A 16325-nucleotide genomic window follows, 5' to 3' on the forward strand; every position below is an offset into this window, starting at 1 on the left:
CGCCAGCCATCGCCACGCTTCTCGACGCCGCCGACTGGACTTCATCGTGCTCGCAGCCCACATCGCTGACATCTTGCTTCCTGCTCTGCCGGGGCTCGTGTCGGCTGCGCTCACCGGCTCCTCAACACCGGACACAGTCCAGCGGCCCACGTCCGGCTGGGCCGGGAGCGCGACCGCCCCGAAGCGCTGAGCGCCGGCCCGATCCTGCGACCCGCCCCGCGGCATCCTCGCCGGAATCTGAGCGCAACCTTTCCGCAGGCCGCGCGTTGGTAGGTGATCAGTGTGAATGTCGACTGCCGGATCTCACTACCGGCTTGAGCGTGGAGGCTTCATGATTCGATCCGGTCCTGCTCGGCGACACCGCCGAGCGGCCACTCAGTTCGGCGCGGCGGCAGTCGCCGCTGCCGTGCTCATCGCTCTTGTGGACGCCGGCGGGGCCAACGCCGCTCCCCTGGCCTCGCCAGCGGCGTCGGGCGGGGCGAGCAGCAACCTCTCGCTGCTGGGCGTCCCCATCGGGTTCTCCGACGTCGATGCCCGGGTGGGAGCGATCGCGCCGACCGCCGAGCAGCTGAGTCAGGTGTCCGCGCTCGGCGCGCAGGCGCGGTGGAACCGGTTCGGAACCGTGCAGTCTCTGATCAAGTACGACAGCTACCTGGGCGCCGGTTACACCGGAGACGCCGTCGCCGTCGCCCGGGCGTGGCTCAAGGACAACGCCGAACTCTTCCGGATGACCTCCTCCGACGTCGACAAGCTCGAACTGCTCAACGACCAGAAGACCGCGGCCGGCGCCGGCCACGCCGTGCTGTTCCGCCAGCGATACGGCGCCCTGCCCGCCGGCCAGGACGGCTTGATCACCGTCAGCGTCGCGGGCGACAAGGTCGCCTACGTCTCGTCCTCGGCCACCGGGCCGCAGTCCACGCCGCCGGCCGCTGCCTTGTCGGCCACCAGCGCCTGGCTCAAGGCCGCCGCCAACGTCGGACACATCCTGTCGCTGCCCGCGCTGTCCACCCCGACCGTCAGCAACGGCTGGAGCGTGTTCAGCGTGCCCGGCTTCGCCCAGCAGCAGCGGGCCCGCCTGGTGGCGGTGCCCACTCCGGCCGGAGCGGCCCGGCCGGCTTTCGAGACCATCGTCCTCGACGTCCAGGGCGGCGACGCCCAGGCCTACACGGTGTTCGTCGACGCGGTCTCGGGCGAGATCCTGATGCGCTACAACCGGGTGCAGCACAGCGAGTCGAGCAACCAGTTCACCGGCGCCTTCACGCCGGATGCCTGCGGGACGGCCGTCCCGGGCGGCACCGTCGACGCCGCCACCAAGCAGATCACCGTGGCAGGCACCAGCACGGTTGCCACCAACGACATCGTGATCCGCTTGCTGTTGAACGGCACGGCCGTCGCAGCCAGCGAGGACCTGGGCGTCGGTCAGGAAGAGCTCGTCTACGCCCCGGCCGACGGCGTGCCGGCAGGCGACTACTTCGTTCAGATCTGCCCTTCTCCCAACCCGGCCGGACCGTTCGTCGAGCCGTACACCGCCACGGGGGTGTTCCTCTCCTCCAACACCGCGGCCCCCGACACCGGCGGAGCCGGCCTGCCGTACCCGCCGAAGTGGAAGTACTTCTTCAACGCCCCGTCGCTGGACTACTCCTCCACCGACAACCGCAAGACCGGCTGCTGGGTGCTGACCAACCAGACGGGCTGCGATCGCAAGGAGCAGAACCTGGCCTCCCGGACGCCGTGGGACGCCAACCCCCACACGGGCCTGCCGACCTTCACCACCTCCGGCAACAACGCGGTGACCGCTGAGTCATGGCTGTCACCGCTGACGCCGGGACCGGCCGGGCAGCGCCCGATCGCCGCGGACCGCGACTACAGCTTCGGCTGGACGAACCAGTGGAACACCTCCAAGTGCAGCCAGGCGAGCTTCGCCTCACCCAGCCGCAATGACATCGACGCGTCGGTGACCGACCTGTTCGCCGGGCACAACCGCTTCCACGACTTCTCCTACTTCCTCGGGTTCACCGAGGAGAACTACAACGCGCAGGTGAGCAACCACGGCAATGGCGGCAAGGAAGGCGACCCCGAGATCGGCAACGTCCAGGCCGGGGCCATCAGCGGCGGCGCGCCGTCCTACCAGGGTCGCGACAACGCCAACCAGGTCACCCTCAATGACGGCATCTCCCCGATCACCAACCAGTACCTCTTCCAGCCGATCTCAGGGGCGTTCTACTCCCCCTGCGTCGACGGTGACTACGACACCACGATCTTCGGCCACGAGTACACCCACCTGATCAGCAACCGGATGGTGGCCGGCCCGGACGCCGGCCTGTCCGGCGAGCAGGCCGGATCCATGGGCGAGAGCTGGGCCGACCTGAACGCGTTGGAGTACCTGCACGAGTTCGGCTACACCCCGCAGAACGGTGAGAACCCGTGGGCCGTCGGTCCTTACGCCACCGGCAACAAGGAACGCGGCATCCGCAACTACAGCCTCAACACCAACCCGCTGAACTACAGCGACATCGGCTTCGACGTCACCGGGCCCGAGGTCCACTCCGACGGCGAGGTCTGGAACGCGGTGAACTACGAGATCCGGCAGGCTCTGGTGGCCAAGTACAACGCCACTCACCCGGCCTCGAACACCACCCTGCAGCAGCGGTGCGCCCAGGGCGAGCTGCCGGCTGACCAGTGCCCGGGCAACCGGCGCTGGATCCAGCTGGTGTTCGACGCCTGGCTCCTGCAGCCGTCGACGACCAGCATGCTTGACGCCCGGGACAGCTACCTGGCGGCTGACATGATGCGCTTCGGCGGCGCCAACCAGGCGACGCTCTGGACCGCGTTCGCCAAGCGGGGCTTCGGCAAGGACGCCTCGACGCTCGGCACCGACGACGCCGACCCCAAGCCCAGCTTCGTCGGGCGGACCGGTTCGCAGGCCGGCACGGTGAACTTCACGCTGAGCGCCGTGGACAACGGTGGCGCGAAGGTGAGCGGCGCCAAGGTCTACGTCGGCCCGTACTCGGCGGGCGTCACCCCGGTGGCCACGTCGAACCTCAACGGGATCGCCACGTTCCGCGCCGAGCCCGGCGCCTACACCATCACGGTGCAGAAGGCCGGCTTCGGCATCCAGAGCTTCACCCACACGGTCGCTGCCGGCACCACGGCAGCGCGGGTGTTGTCGCTGAAGACCAACCTGGCCTCGGCTGCCAACGGCGCGACCGTCACCGGCAGCGCGACCAGCGTCAATCACGCCGGTCTCATCGACGACGATGAGGCGACCAACTGGAGCGAGACCACCGCGACGCCGGTCAACCTCAGCAAGCCGTCGGTGGTGGTGCACCTGGCGCGCACCGCGAGCGGGCCGGTGATGGTCCGCACCGTGAGGGTGAGCGCCTTCACGCAGCAGACCGGGGGCCGCTTCGACGCGCTGCGGCAGTTCGCCATCGCCACGTGCAAGGAGAGCGCGACCAACCCCGGCTGCGTCAACCCGGCGGGCTTCACCACCATCTACACCAGCCCGGCGAACGCCTTCCCCGCCACGAAGCCCCGGCCGTTGGCGCCGGATCTGCTGGTGCGGCAGTTCGACGTCCCCGACACCACGGCCACGCACCTGAAGCTGATCGTGCTGAACAACCAGTGCACCGGCGCCCCGGAGTACCAGGGCGATCAGGACAACGACCCGACGAGCGACAGCGACTGCGTCACCGGCTCGAGCACCACCAACCCGCTGTTCGGCCCCAAGGCCCCGACCGTCAAGGCCGCTGAGTTCGAGGCGTTCTCCTAGAGATCTCCGTGACGACGCCCGCTCGCCCGCACCCGGGCCGAGCGGGCGTCGCCATGTCAGCTCCGTTGTCTGAGGCCGGGACTACCATCTCGGCCATGGTCGGATGGGATGAGTTCGCCAATTGCGCGCCACGCATCGCCGCCGTCTTCACGCGGCGGCACGCGGCGACCGGCAACCTGTGCATGCTGGCGACGCTGCGTTCGGACGGTTACCCGCGGATCAGCCCGATGGAGCCGAGGGTCTTCGAGGGCCGGCTCTGGCTCGTGGGCATGCCGGGCACCATGAAGTTCCGCGACCTGGACCGCGACCCGCGGTTCTGCCTGCACACCGCCACCGTCGACACCCAGGTGACAGACGGCGACGCCAAGCTCTGGGGCATGGCGCGCGACGTGCAGGACAAGGCGCTGCATCAGCGCTTCACCGAGGCGTTGTTCGCCGACACCGGCTTCGATCTTCGCGCTGAGGGATTGGACCACCTCTACGACACGGAGCTGACCGGCGCCTCAGCCGTGGAGTACGCCGAAGGCCACTTGGACATCACCGTCTGGAAGCCGGGCACGCCCGAACGGGTGATCCAGAAACACTGACACCTGGGGCGGACCAGGTTCCCGGCGGCCCGGCCGGCACTGGCTGCTCCTGCCATCGTCGGCCGGGAGCTCGGAGGCGATGGGACGCAATCCAGCGTGCGGCTCGGCCCGATGTGGGAGAGTCCGGCACAACTGTGACCAACCGCCGCGTCGCCACCTAAGGGGCATCCCGCCATGCAGCCTAACTACGGGCCACCGCAACCCGTTGCTTCACAGTGGTATCCGGCGCCGGGCTCACCGCCGCCGCCCCCTGAGGGCCGCGGTGGACGAGGAGTGGCCATCACCGCCCTGGTGCTCTCACTTGTGGCGCTACTCCTCGTCCTGGTCGTCGCGCTAGTCGTCGTGTTCGCTGGAGCGGCGTTCATGGAGGAGGGCGGCGAACCGCTCACCGGCCAGCTGTCAGCGCCTCCCGCCGGGCCTGTCACCGGCGACACCCTGGCCAAGGCGGTCACCGATCGGATCACCCAGGACGGTGGCGACGTCTCGCGCATGGACTGCCCACGGACGCCGAAGGTGGGCCAGGGCGTGGTGACGGTCTGCCATGGCGTCGTCGACTCGACGGACTGGGCCATCGTTGTCTTATTCGAGGACGAGGACGGCCGCTTCACCCTTATACCGACCTGAACATCATCCCTATCCGAGCCGACGGACCTGCTCGACGACGTCGTCGGCGCACCCGTAGGACAGGGTCACCCCGGCGCCGCCGTGGCCGTAGCAATGCACCACCGGGCCGTCCGGCCGAATCTCGGTCTCCAGCCGCACCGCGGGCCGGGCCGGCCGCGCCCCGACCCGGTGCCCGAGGACCCGGGCGCCGGCTGCCTCGGGGATCAGCGCGGCGCACCTGGCCAGGATCGCCTCGGTCTCGGCCGGGCGGACCTCAAGGTCGGCATCGCCCTCCTGTGCGGTGCCGCCGAGGATCACGGTGCTCTCCCTGGGCACCACGTAGGTCAGCTGATCCGGCTCGTTCTGATCCAGCACCCAGTCGGTGAGGCCGAACTGCTCCACGACGACGACCTGACCGCGCACCGGGCTGAGCGTCCGGTCCCCCGCCAGCTCGCGGGCGCCCAGTCCGGCGCAGTTCACGACCACGTCGACGCCGGGGAACGCGGCGTCCAGCTCATCGAGCCGCCCGACCTGCACGCCGACTCCCAGCCGACGCAGGCCGGTGACGAGCCAGTCCAGATGCAGCGCCATGTCAACCACCGGCACCGTCAGCTGGTAGCCGTCGAGGTAGCCCTCGGGCAGGTGATCGCCGGCCACCCGCGCCAGCTCGGGCACCGCCGAACGCCACCACGGCTCGGCCACTGGCGCGCGGAACAACTCCCGGCCGCGGCGCAGCCTGACACCGGAGCGCCGATCAGCCGCCAGGGCGCCGAAGGCGGCGTAGCTGGCCGCCGACCACCGGGTGACCTCGGTTTCGGGGTAGGCCCGGTAGGGATACCAGAGCGCAGCCGCGATCGAGGACGTCGTGCTCTGCGGCAGCTGGGCCGCGAGCACCTCGACCTGGTGACCGGCCTCGGCAAGGCGCAGCGCACTGGTCAACCCCACCACGCCCGCGCCCACCACCCGCACTCTCATGCGCCCATCCCACCACGGTCCGCGCCGGGGCGTGAGCCTTGCGGGGCAGGGATGCAAACGAGGCAACAAAGGCGCCTGAACGGTCTAGGCTGCCCTGCATGAGTGAGGGACGCTGCGACACAGACATCAGTTCGATCCGTGAGGCTCACCCGACCGGCGAGTTGGAGTGGCTCGAGAAGTTCGACACCACCTGCGGTGAGAGCGCCGGCCACGAGGGCGAACACGTCTTCCAGAGCCGGGACGCCGAGGACCAGGAGCGACTGCACTGGGACTCCGACGCCAAGCGGTTCAGCTCCTACCAGAGCGCTCCCCCGGCGCCGGAAGAGCGGATCGTCTTCTAGGCCTGCTGGCGCTGAGGCGCCAGGACCTTCAGCGCCCACCTTCAGCGCTGCACCGCCCAGCTCTGGATGGTGATCTGGCGTGCCGGCGGGTTGGGCGTGGCGGTCGGGTCATAGATCAGCACCCGGGCCCGCAGGCTGAGCTTGCCGGTGGCGGCTGTGCAACTGGACGCCGCCTGGCACAGGTAGACGTTGAGGTAGACCACCGTGCCGCCGGGGCCAAAGCCGGGTGAGTTGTCGGGCACCTCGATGACCGGGCCGTTGTACGTGATGGACCCGGTCTCCTTGACCCACAGGGAGCGGGCCACCACGCCGAAGCGCAGCACCTGTGAGGTGATGTTATTCAAGGTCAGGTCGATGACCGCCTTGGGCGTGTAGGTGGTGCCCTGGATGTAGAAGCGGCCGCTGTAGCCGGTCGACATCGACAGCACCGCGCACTGCCCTCCCCCGCCACCGGTGTAGGTGCTGGTCAGGCAGTTGCCGCCGGGTATGGCGCCGTCCTGGGCGCGAAAGGCCGGCGGGGTGTAGCCGAGGTCGAGTTGGAGGGCGTCGACCGTCTCGACGCCGGTGTGCGCCAGCCGCGTCGAGTACGCCATGCTCGCGCCCGTGAAGCCGTAGGTGTGCACCGCGGTGGCCAGCGGGCCGACGCCACCGCTGTACAGGTTGATCAGCGCGGTCTGGGCGACGGTGCTCGCGGTCGAGGGCAGGGTCGAGGTGATCGCCGCCCCGCCCGCGGTCGGGGTCAGCACCACCGTCCGCACATCGCCGCTGGCGCCGGCGCTGTTCTTGTACACCACCCGCAGGGTCGCTGAATTGAGCACCGAGCCTGCTGGGATGACGGGCGCCGGGGCGTAGCCGCCGAGGGTGAACGAGGCCGTCTGGTTGCCCGTGGCGGTCTTGGTCCAGACCGCCCCGGCGCTGTCGGCCTCCTCAGCCAGATTCGAGGCCGTCACGGTGGCGCTGTCGAACAGGGCCGGCGCGGGTGGATTCACCACGGTGGAGGGCTTGACGGTCGCCGTCGGCACGAGGGCCTCGGCTCCAGTCTTGGCCCCGTAGACGGCGATCGGCGGCCGGTCAGAGTGGTAGGTGGCGCAGATCTCGGCGTCGGCGTCATTGGTCAGCCGGAGCTGGCTGTCGCCGCCGAAGATGAACTGCACCCCGGTTGCGTTCTCGTCCTTGATCGGGTTCTGGCAGGCGCCGGGAATCGTGGACGGGCTGGCCGGCTTGGCCAGCACGGTGCCGGCGGCGTTGGTAGGCGTGCCGGCGACCAGTTGGCCGCTGCTCACCGTCCAGACGTCGCTGCCGCCGAGCAGCGGGTTGGCCGAGTTGTGAAAGTCGAAGTAATAGATGCCGGGCGTGAACCACCAGACGCTGTCCTTGCACGAACCGCCGCTGTTGCTCATCAACGACGACAGCGCCTGGCCGTCGTCGTAGTAGCCGGGCTGGAACGTCATCACCCCGCCCGGACAGTTGGTCGCCGCAACCGCGGGCACCGGCCGGTAGGTGGGAACCGCGTTGGCAGGCGATCCGAACGCTGGCTCGGACTGGTAGCCCGGGTCGGCGGTCGGGCCCGAGGAGCAGGCCGGCGGCGGGGTGCTGACGATGGCACCCGAGCAGCCGGTGCGCGCGTACACCCCCACGTTGGACTCCAGTGAGCCGTTGGTCACCCGGATGTTGGAGTTCGACACCACCGAGCCGTGCACCCTGAACGGGAACGAGCTGCTCAGCGCCTTGATGTTCACGCCGTCCTCGCCCGGGTTGGCGCCCATGGTCAGGATCGCGTTGCCCGGTTTGTTGCCGTCGTTGATCTTCACCAGTCCACCGGCCGCACCGGTGTTCGGGTCGGCCGTGCACTCGACCGCTGCCGAGGACGCCGCGCCGCCGGTGGTGCCGGGGTAGAAGTCGTTCAGCAGCAGCGTGTCGGCGGTGAGGCCGGCGCCGAAGCACTTCGGGTGGGTCGGGCTGGACGTGTTGTTATTGAACGGCGAGCGGCGCAACGCGGTGATCGCGGCCGCCGCGGCGCCGTCGCTGCCGTAGACCGCGGCGGCCTGGCCGCGCAGCGCCACGGTGGTCCGGACGCTGGAGTCGCCGAAGGACAGCAGCACCCCGACCACCAGCGCCACCACCGTGATCAGGATCAACGCGAGCACCAGCGTCGCGCCGGTGTCGTCGGCCAGATCCAGCCGGCGGCGGGCTGCCTTGATCATGACTGCCTCCGTTGACCGGTCAGCTGAATCTGGTAATCGGGCGCGCCAGCACTCTGCGGGTTGTGAATGGTCAAGGAAAGCTTGGCGATCAGGGGCACCGCCGCGCCGCTTCCGGCGCACGCCGTCGGCCCGGACGCCGACGCGCAGGACGCCGCCACCGACACCAGGTCGTGAGCGAGCACGGTGTCGGTGACGACGGTCGCCGAGCCGGCGCACACCAGCCGGTGCAGCTGCGGATGGCCGGCCGCGTCCGGCACGGACACGTAGGCCACCCGCCGCTGGATCACCGCCGAGGACGACGCGCTGGTGTAGTCGTCCCAGGCAAAGCGGATCACCGCGTTCGGCGTGGCCGCGCTGCCACAAGGGAAAAGCCCGCTGGTTGCCGGTGCGTTCTGCTCGATCGACTGGGTCAACGGATAGGGCGCGGCCGGGTCGGCGGAGTACGTCGTGCTGCGCACGCCGACACTGGCCACGTCGGCGGAGAAGTACGCGGCGCTGACCTGCGCGTCGTGCGACTCGCTGAGCCGGGCCGCGGTCGCGTCGGTGTTGCGGAGATAGCTGATGATCACGTTCCCCAGCGGCGCCGCGATGAGCCCCAGGATCACGACCGCCACCAGCAGCTCCACCAGGGTGAAGCCGCGCTCGTCCCGCCTCAGCATGTCGAGCCCAGCCCGCAGGGCTTGCGCAGCACCACGACCAGCCGCTCGCTCGCGCGGGTGTCCGAGCTGGCGACCTGGACGGTCAGCTCCTGCAGCCCGATGTCGGCGCACGGGCTGGCCGCCCAGGCGGCGCCGGACCAGTGCCGCACCGTGACGGCGGTGGCGACATAGCCGCTGGGAGCGGTGAACCCCACAGCGCCCGGCGAGTAGGCCGAGGGCGCCGCGCACGCCGTGTAACCCGCTCCGGCGACGAACTTCTCGACATTCTCGGCGTAATCGCGCACCGCGGCCCCGGCCGTGGCCTGCTTGCGGTGGATGTCGGAGACGGCGATGCTGGCCACCAGGCCACCGACCACCGCCACCACCGCGACCGCCATGATGGTGAGCCCGATGAGCAGTTCCAGCAGCGTCTCGCCACGGTCGCGATCCGCCTCCGATCTCATGCCAGCCCCCATGCCGGCGCTCATGTCAGGCTTGATGGCCAGGCTCATGACAAGCTCATCTCAGACAGAGACCTGGTTGAAGATGCCGTACATCGCCGACACCAGCGCGATGGCCACGAACCCCACCAAGCCTCCCATCACCAGGATGATGGTCGGCTCGAACAGGCTGGTCAGCTTCTTGATCTTGTAGTCGAGCTCGCCCTCGTAGTACCGGGCGGTCGCCTCGAGCTGGGCGTCCAGGGTGCCGGTCTCCTCGCCCACCTGCATCATCAACGACGCGGTGCTAGGGAACAGCCCGGTCCGGGCCAGCGGCTTGGCCAGACCGTCGCCTTCGAGCATCGACTCCCCCACCTGCGACAGCGCCCGGATGAAGACCAGGTTGCGCAACGACTCACTCGCCACCCGCAACGCCTCGGGCAGGTTGACCCCGGCGCTCACCATCGAGGACAGGATGCGGCAGAACCGCTCGACCAGGGCGTACTGGACGGTGGCGCCCAGCACCGGCGCCGCCAGCACGAACCGGTCCCTGAGATAGCGGCCGGCCTCGGTGCGCAATGCCAGTGCCAGGACCACGACGACTCCCACGATGGCGGCGATGATCGCCCACCAGTAGTCGATCAGGAAGTCGGTGATCGCCAGCATGATCCGGGTGGGCAACGGCAACTCAGCGTCCAGGCTCTTGAAGAACACCTTGAACCGGGGCAGCACGAACCCGGCCAGCACGGCGACGGTGAACACCGACATCCCGGCGATCACGGCGGGATAGATCATCGCCGACTGCACCTTGCGCCGGGCCTCGAGGTCACGCTCGAGGTAGGTGGCCAGCTGGTCGAGCACCGTGTCCAGCTGCCCGGTCAGCTCCGCCGAGCGCAGGATGCCGCGGTAGAACGCCGGGAAGATCTTGGGATGGCGGTCCAGGCAGGTCGAGAGCCGATCACCGTCTCGCAGCGACCGCTCCACATCGGCCATCATCCGGCGCACCGAGCTGTTGCTGGACTCCGCGCCGATGGTGCGCACCGCGTCGATCAGCGGCAGGCCGGCCCGGATGAAGGCGGCCAGTTGGCGCGACAGGTGCATCAGCTCGTCGCGCTTGACCCTGGAAGCGGTGATCTCCATCTTGAGCAGGCTCTTCTTGGGCTCGACCCGGATGTCTCGCAGGTCCCGCTCGTACAGGGCCAGCTCGACGGCTTCCTGGCTGGCGGCCTTCTCGGTTCCGCGCGCCGGCTCCCCGGACGGCAGCGTCGCTGTGTAGCTGAAACTGGGCACGGTCCTCAGACCCCCATCACGTACACGGATCGCATGATCTCGGCGAGGTTGGTGGCGCCGTCGCGCACCAGGGCGACGGCCTCCTCCAGCAGGGTGCTCATCCCCTCGGCCCGCGCGAGCTTGCGCAGGTCGTCGTGCGAGGCACGGTCGAGCACCTGCTCGCGGATGCCGTCGGACAGCGTCAACATCTCATAGACCCCGGTCCGCTCCAGGTAGCCGGTGTGGGCGCAGAAGTTGCAGCCGGCGCCATGCAGAAAGCCGTTGTCCGGGGCGTCACCGTCAATGGCGCGCAGGAACGCCAACTCCTCAGGCGTCGGCTGGTAGGGCTCGCGGCAGTGCGGGCAGATCCGGCGCACCAGCCGCTGGGACAGCACCGCGGTGACCGAGGAGGCGATCAGGAAGGTCTCGATGCCCATGTCGATCAGCCGGTGCAGCGCCGAGACCGAGTCGGTGGCGTGCAGCGAGGACAGCACGAAGTGGCCGGTCAGCGCCGACTGGACCGCGATCCGGGCTGTCTCGACGTCACGCACCTCGCCCACCAGGATCACGTCAGGGTCCTGGCGCAGGATCGAGCGCAGCCCGCCGGCGAAGGTGATCCCGGCCTGCTCGTTGATCTGGATCTGGTTGATGGAGGAGAAGGTGTACTCCACCGGGTCCTCGATGGTCATGATGTTGCGGTCGGGGCTGTTGATCTCGGCCAGCGACCCGTAGAGCGTGGTGGTCTTGCCGCTGCCGGTGGGCCCGGCGCAGATCACCATGCCGTAGGGCGCGCGCAAGGTCTTGGCGTAGCGCTGCGCCATGGCGGCCGGCATGCCCAGTTGCTCCAGCTTGAACAGCGGCCGGCTCTTGTCCAGCAACCGCAGCACGACCTTCTCACCGCCCACCACCGCTGTCGTGGCGACCCGGATGTCCACCGCGCGGCCCTCGATCTCGGTGCTGATCTGGCCGTCCTGGGCGCGCCGGCGCTCGACGATGTTCATCCCGGCCAGGATCTTGATCCGGCTGACCATCGCCGGGCCCATCGAGCCCGGCAGGTCCAGCACGTCGTGCAGCGCGCCGTCGATGCGGTAACGCACCCGGACCCGCTCGTCCTGTGGCTCGATGTGGATGTCGGAGGCCCGGTCCCGCACCCCCTGGGCGATCATCATCTGCACCACTCGCACGACCGGCGCCTCGTCGCCGCCGGTGGCGGTGTCCATCCGGACGGTGTCGCGACGCAGGCCGTCGCGGGCCTCGAACAGCTTGACCTGCGAGCTCACCCCGGTGATCGCCCGGTAGGTGTTGTCGATGGCCCGCAGCAGATCGGACTGGCCGGCGACCGTGACCTCGACGTCGCGTCCCAGCAGCGCGCGCAGGCTGACGATGGTGGTCTCGCTGGGATCAGCGACCGCCACCAGCACGATGCCGTCGTCGATCGACAGCGGCAGCGCCGACAGCGCCCGGGCGCTCTCGGCGGTGATCAAACCCGCCACCTCAGGATCGGGCGTGACGCTGCGCAGGTCGACGGACGGCACCGAGCTCTGCTCGGCGATCATCCGGGTCAGGTCGCGCTCGGTGATGACCCCGCGATCGAGCAGCAGCCGGCCCAGCCGCTTGGCAGCGCCCTGCTGCGCCTCTTCCAGCGCCGCCACCACCTGGGCCTGGGTCGCCAGCCGGGCGTCGACGATCAGCTCGCCCAGCCGCCGGCCGCCCTCGTGGACCTCGAAGTCCGCAGGCGTCTGGCTCACCGGCGGCGAGGACGCCGGCTCCGGCGCGACCTCGTCAGACTGGTGGCGGCCACGAAGCTTCATGCCGTCACACCCACTCGAGGCCGCGGCACGGTGATGATGTCCTTGGGATAGAGGCTGCGGGCCAGGGCGTCCTCATAGCTGATCAGGTTCTGCTGCACCAGCGCCGACAGTGACTGCTCGAAGGTCACCATGCCATCGCGCTGACCGGTGAGCAGGGTGTTGCGCAGCTGGTGGGTCTTGCCTTCCTTGATCAGCCCCCGCACCGGCGAGGTGGCGACCAGCACCTCATAGGCGGCGATCATGCCTCCTCCGGTTCGGGGTATCAGCCGCTGGTAGACGATGCCGGTCAGCGCGGCGGCCAGTTGCACGCGCACCTGCGCCTGCTGCTCGGCCGGAAAGACGTCGACGATCCGCGACAGCGCCTGCGCTGTGTCGTTGGTGTGCAGGGTGGCGAACACCAGGTGGCCGGTCTCGGCGATGGTGAGCGCGAACCGGATCGACTCCAGGTCACGCATCTCACCGACCAGCAGCACGTCCGGGTCCTCACGTAGGGCTGCCCGCAGGGCGTCCGGAAATGACGCGGTGTCCGAACCGACCTCGCGCTGGCTGACTGCCGAGCGCTTGTGCTCGTGCACGTACTCGATCGGGTCTTCAACGGTGAGGATGTGACAGGCGCGCTGGGTGTTGATCTGGTCGATCATCGCGGCGAGGGTGGTGGACTTGCCCGATCCGGTGGGTCCGGTGACCAGCACCAGGCCTTGATGCTGCTGGGTGAACTGGCCGATCACCGGCGGCAGTCCCAGCTGCCGCATGGTCGGAATCTGGCGCGGGATGATCCGCAACGCCAGCGTTGTCTGGTCCCGCTGGGTGAAGGCGTTGCCACGGATCCTCGCTTCCTCACGCCAGCTGAAGGAGAAGTCGTACTCGTGCTGGGTGGCGAAGGCGCTGAACTGGTCAGGGCTGAGCACCTCGGCCAGCAGCGCCTCGGTGTCGGCTCCGGTGAGCGTGGGCTCACCTGGCGCCGGGCGCAGCTCGCCCCGCACCCGCACTTGCGGGGGCAGCCCGGCCGTCAACAACAGGTCGGTGCCCCCGGCCTGCCAGAGCGCGGCGAGCAGCCCGTCGACGCGACTGCCGATGTGATGACCAAGCATGAAAGCGTGCCTTTCGCGAAAGAACCTGCTGAGTAGGTGGCCGAGCAGGGCCGCCCCGGAGGACGGCCCTGCCGAACAGCCAGGATCAGGCGACTGTGCAGGCGCCGGAAGCGGTGACCTTGCCACCGGCCTGGGTGTAGGTGATCGTGTAGCCGTTGGTGGTGGAGGGCACCTCGCGCAGCAGGTTGGCCGTCACCAGCGCCGGCATGTCGGCTGCGTAGGCGCTGTTCTTGGCGAAGTAGGCCTCCGAGGCGACCTCGACGTTCTTGGCGTCGGACTTGCACGCCGAGGCGTTGCCTCGGTCGGTGATACCGCCGACGGCGAAGACCACTATTCCGGCCAGCACGCCCAGGATGACGATCACGACCAGGAGCTCGATGAGCGTGAATCCGCTTTCCTCCTGGCGTGCCTTACGCAGTTGTTCCAGCATTGCTTCCCCCTTGGTGAGGCGAGCAGCCAAGCCGGCTGTCGCGGTCTTGTGCTGCCCGGGCTCGGGCTGACATGGGCAGGACTGGCGCGTAGCTGTCGGCGAACCGCTGAATCGCCACGCTGACGGCATGTCGGGGGTGGGTGACCATCAGCGGCACGCCGGAATTGATCGATGCCGCGACGTCGACGCTGGTCGGGACGTGGGCGGCGACCGGCCCCCGCACGACCGCCGCCCCCTCCCCCTCGGTGATCGCGACTCGCGGATCCGAGCGGTTGAACAGCACCGCCCTGGCCGTTCTCCGGTAACCCAGCAGATCCAGGATGTCCAGCGTGATCCGCAGATGCTTCAACACCGGGCGCTCAGGGGTGGCCACCACCACCTGGTGTTGGGCATGATCCAGCGCGACCAGCACCGCCGGTGAGAACCGCGCCGGCAGGTCGATGACGATGACGTCGTACCGGCGGGTCAGTGCCCGCAGCAGCAAGCCGATCTTCGCCGGTCTGATCCGCCTGGCGTCACCGGGCGTCACCGGCGCGAGGATGCAGTCCAGGCCCGACTCCGCGGACGCGGTGATCAGGTCGCCGGTGTCCAGCAGCCCGCCGACATCGCGCTTGCCGATGAGATGGCTCAGCGTGCGGCTGGTGTCCAGATCCAGCGCCGAGGCGATGTCGCCGTACTCCAGGTCGAGGTCCAGCAAGCACACCCGGCGCTCGCCGGCGCCCTGTAAGGCAACCGCGAGATTGGTGGCCAGCGTGGTCTTGCCGCAGCCGCCCTTGGCGGCGAGCACTGCGAAGATCTGGCCACCGGTCCGAGGCGCCGTCGCCGCTGAACAAGCGTGCGCGATCTCATCGTGTACGGCACTATCAAGCACCGCGTGCGCGCCGGCCGCGATCGCTCGCGCGACCTCGGCGTCGTCCAACCGCTGGCGGATCAGGATCACCAGCGCTGCCGGGTGCTCCTCGGTGACCCGCGCGGTGAACCTCAGCGCCTCATCGAGGCCGACCGTGGCGCCGATCACCACCGGGTGCCGGCCGGTCATGTTGACCAGCAGCGCCAAGGCCATGCCTGGCGCCGACACGATCCGCACGTCGCCGCCGATGCTGGTGGCCAGCACCAGTGCCGCCTTCAGGTCCGGCTCGCAGACGATCGTCACGTCACCCTGCTCCCTGGCTTCCGCCAATCCATGGTGTGAAAGGAGCGTGACGTATTCCGTCGAGAGTGGGCAGCGGGTGATCGGTCAGGCCTTAGGTCCCCTGATCGGGTGACAGCCAGGTGCGAAGAGTACTTACCGTGTCGCGCTAGGTGATTAGTGACAACGCATATCGGTCATGCGGGGCTTCTTGAGCAAATCTTTAGGCACTCTATAAGGCTGGAGTGTGCTTTGATGAGAGATCGCGAAGTTAAGTCAAAGTACGGTCTTAGCGGGGGTCCATGGACATCAGCACGGTGGTCGACACGACCGGTGATGTTCCACGCGCCCGCCGCCTCTCAGAGAGCACGACCGCAACAGGGTTGATCGTCGTCGACAGCCATCCGGTCACCCGGCTCGGCTTGACCCTGATGGTGAACGGGCAGTCTGATATGCGCACTGTCGGCGAGGCCGGAACCGCGGCCGAGGCGATCGGCCTGATCAGCGCGTTGCGGCCGGACGTGGTCACGATCGGGCTGTCGCTGCCCGATCGCCCCGGCCTTGAACTGGCCGCTGAACTGCGCGATCGATTTGAAGGCCTGGGCATCGTGATCTTCACCGCTCGCGGCGAGGACGACGTGCTGTTTCGCGCACTGGAGACCGGCGCCTCCGCGTTCGTGTCCAAGACGGCGTCATCACCGGAGATCCTCGGCGCCATCAGGCACGCCGCGGTCGCCGCGTCCTGCTTCAGCTCCCGAGGGTTGGCCGCCGCCCTGCGACGACGCCAGCTCGCTCCTGCGTTGCCCGTGCTCAGCGAGCGGGAACGCCAGGTGCTCAACCTGCTGCTGGCCGGGCTCTCGGTGCCCGACCTTGCCGGCCGGCTGCACATCAGCGTCTCGACCGCCAAGACCTATGTCGCCCGTCTCTACGACAAGCTCGGGGCCAACAGCAAGGCGCAGGCGCTGCTGACCGCGGTCAGGTTGGGACTCGTCGAAAGCGCCCCGGCTCCGGCGCGGTCCGGCGTCTGAGACAGTT

14 protein-coding genes are annotated in these 16325 nt (G+C 69.0%); 5 read left to right on the top strand and 9 right to left on the bottom strand.

Features of this window, described 5'->3' with window-relative positions:
* The first annotated feature begins 331 nt into the window (after positions 1-331).
* From VGB75_00195 to VGB75_00205, 3 genes are all read left to right on the top strand, one after another.
* Positions 332-3772 (top strand): M36 family metallopeptidase, encoded by a 3441-nt coding sequence (locus VGB75_00195; GenBank protein HEY0165433.1) that lies wholly within the window; start codon positions 332-334, stop codon positions 3770-3772.
* Between the two features lie 95 nt (positions 3773-3867).
* Positions 3868-4359, top strand: a complete 492-nt coding sequence (locus VGB75_00200) for a pyridoxamine 5'-phosphate oxidase family protein (GenBank protein HEY0165434.1) — start codon at positions 3868-3870, stop codon at positions 4357-4359.
* A gap of 273 nt (positions 4360-4632) precedes the next feature.
* Entirely contained in the window at positions 4633-4983 is a 351-nt protein-coding gene (locus VGB75_00205; GenBank protein ID HEY0165435.1) for a DUF4333 domain-containing protein, read from the top strand.
* Positions 4984-4992: 9 nt separating this feature from the next.
* Here the strand turns inward: VGB75_00205 and VGB75_00210 are convergent, their stop codons facing one another.
* Positions 4993-5937, bottom strand: coding sequence for an FAD-dependent oxidoreductase (locus VGB75_00210; protein ID HEY0165436.1), 945 nt, complete (start codon positions 5935-5937; stop codon positions 4993-4995).
* 98 nt (positions 5938-6035) lie between these two features.
* On the opposite strand from VGB75_00210, the gene VGB75_00215 reads away from it, so the two are divergent.
* Entirely contained in the window at positions 6036-6278 is a 243-nt protein-coding gene (locus VGB75_00215) for a hypothetical protein (protein HEY0165437.1), read from the top strand.
* A 41-nt stretch (positions 6279-6319) separates the two neighbouring features.
* Here the strand turns inward: VGB75_00215 and VGB75_00220 are convergent, their stop codons facing one another.
* From VGB75_00220 to VGB75_00255, 8 genes are all read right to left on the bottom strand, one after another.
* A complete protein-coding gene (locus VGB75_00220; GenBank protein ID HEY0165438.1) occupies positions 6320-8482 on the bottom strand; it encodes a hypothetical protein in 2163 nt (720 codons plus the stop codon).
* Entirely contained in the window at positions 8479-9141 is a 663-nt protein-coding gene (locus tag VGB75_00225; protein ID HEY0165439.1) for a prepilin-type N-terminal cleavage/methylation domain-containing protein, read from the bottom strand. The genes VGB75_00220 and VGB75_00225 overlap by 4 nt, the downstream gene beginning before the upstream one ends.
* Complete coding sequence (locus tag VGB75_00230) at positions 9135-9632, bottom strand: hypothetical protein (GenBank protein ID HEY0165440.1); 498 nt, start codon at positions 9630-9632, stop codon at positions 9135-9137. The genes VGB75_00225 and VGB75_00230 overlap by 7 nt, the downstream gene beginning before the upstream one ends.
* A 12-nt stretch (positions 9633-9644) precedes the next feature.
* Positions 9645-10850 (bottom strand): type II secretion system F family protein, encoded by a 1206-nt coding sequence (locus VGB75_00235; protein ID HEY0165441.1) that lies wholly within the window; start codon positions 10848-10850, stop codon positions 9645-9647.
* A 5-nt stretch (positions 10851-10855) separates the two neighbouring features.
* Entirely contained in the window at positions 10856-12640 is a 1785-nt protein-coding gene (locus VGB75_00240; protein ID HEY0165442.1) for a GspE/PulE family protein, read from the bottom strand.
* The gene (locus VGB75_00245) at positions 12637-13731 is read right to left on the bottom strand and encodes a type IV pilus twitching motility protein PilT (GenBank protein ID HEY0165443.1); all 1095 of its coding nucleotides are present in this window, start codon (positions 13729-13731) and stop codon (positions 12637-12639) included. The genes VGB75_00240 and VGB75_00245 overlap by 4 nt, the downstream gene beginning before the upstream one ends.
* 85 nt (positions 13732-13816) lie before the next feature.
* On the bottom strand, positions 13817-14161 hold the full coding sequence (locus tag VGB75_00250) for a prepilin-type N-terminal cleavage/methylation domain-containing protein (GenBank protein ID HEY0165444.1): 345 nt from the start codon (positions 14159-14161) through the stop codon (positions 13817-13819).
* The gene (locus VGB75_00255) at positions 14142-15314 is read right to left on the bottom strand and encodes a P-loop NTPase (GenBank protein ID HEY0165445.1); all 1173 of its coding nucleotides are present in this window, start codon (positions 15312-15314) and stop codon (positions 14142-14144) included. The genes VGB75_00250 and VGB75_00255 overlap by 20 nt, the downstream gene beginning before the upstream one ends.
* 278 nt (positions 15315-15592) lie before the next feature.
* Between VGB75_00255 and VGB75_00260 the strand changes: the two genes are divergently transcribed.
* On the top strand, positions 15593-16318 hold the full coding sequence (locus VGB75_00260) for a response regulator transcription factor (GenBank protein ID HEY0165446.1): 726 nt from the start codon (positions 15593-15595) through the stop codon (positions 16316-16318).
* Positions 16319-16325: the final 7 nt, after the last annotated feature.

This window comes from Jatrophihabitans sp. (assembly GCA_036399055.1).
Taxonomy (GTDB): Bacteria; Actinomycetota; Actinomycetes; order Mycobacteriales; family Jatrophihabitantaceae; genus Jatrophihabitans_A.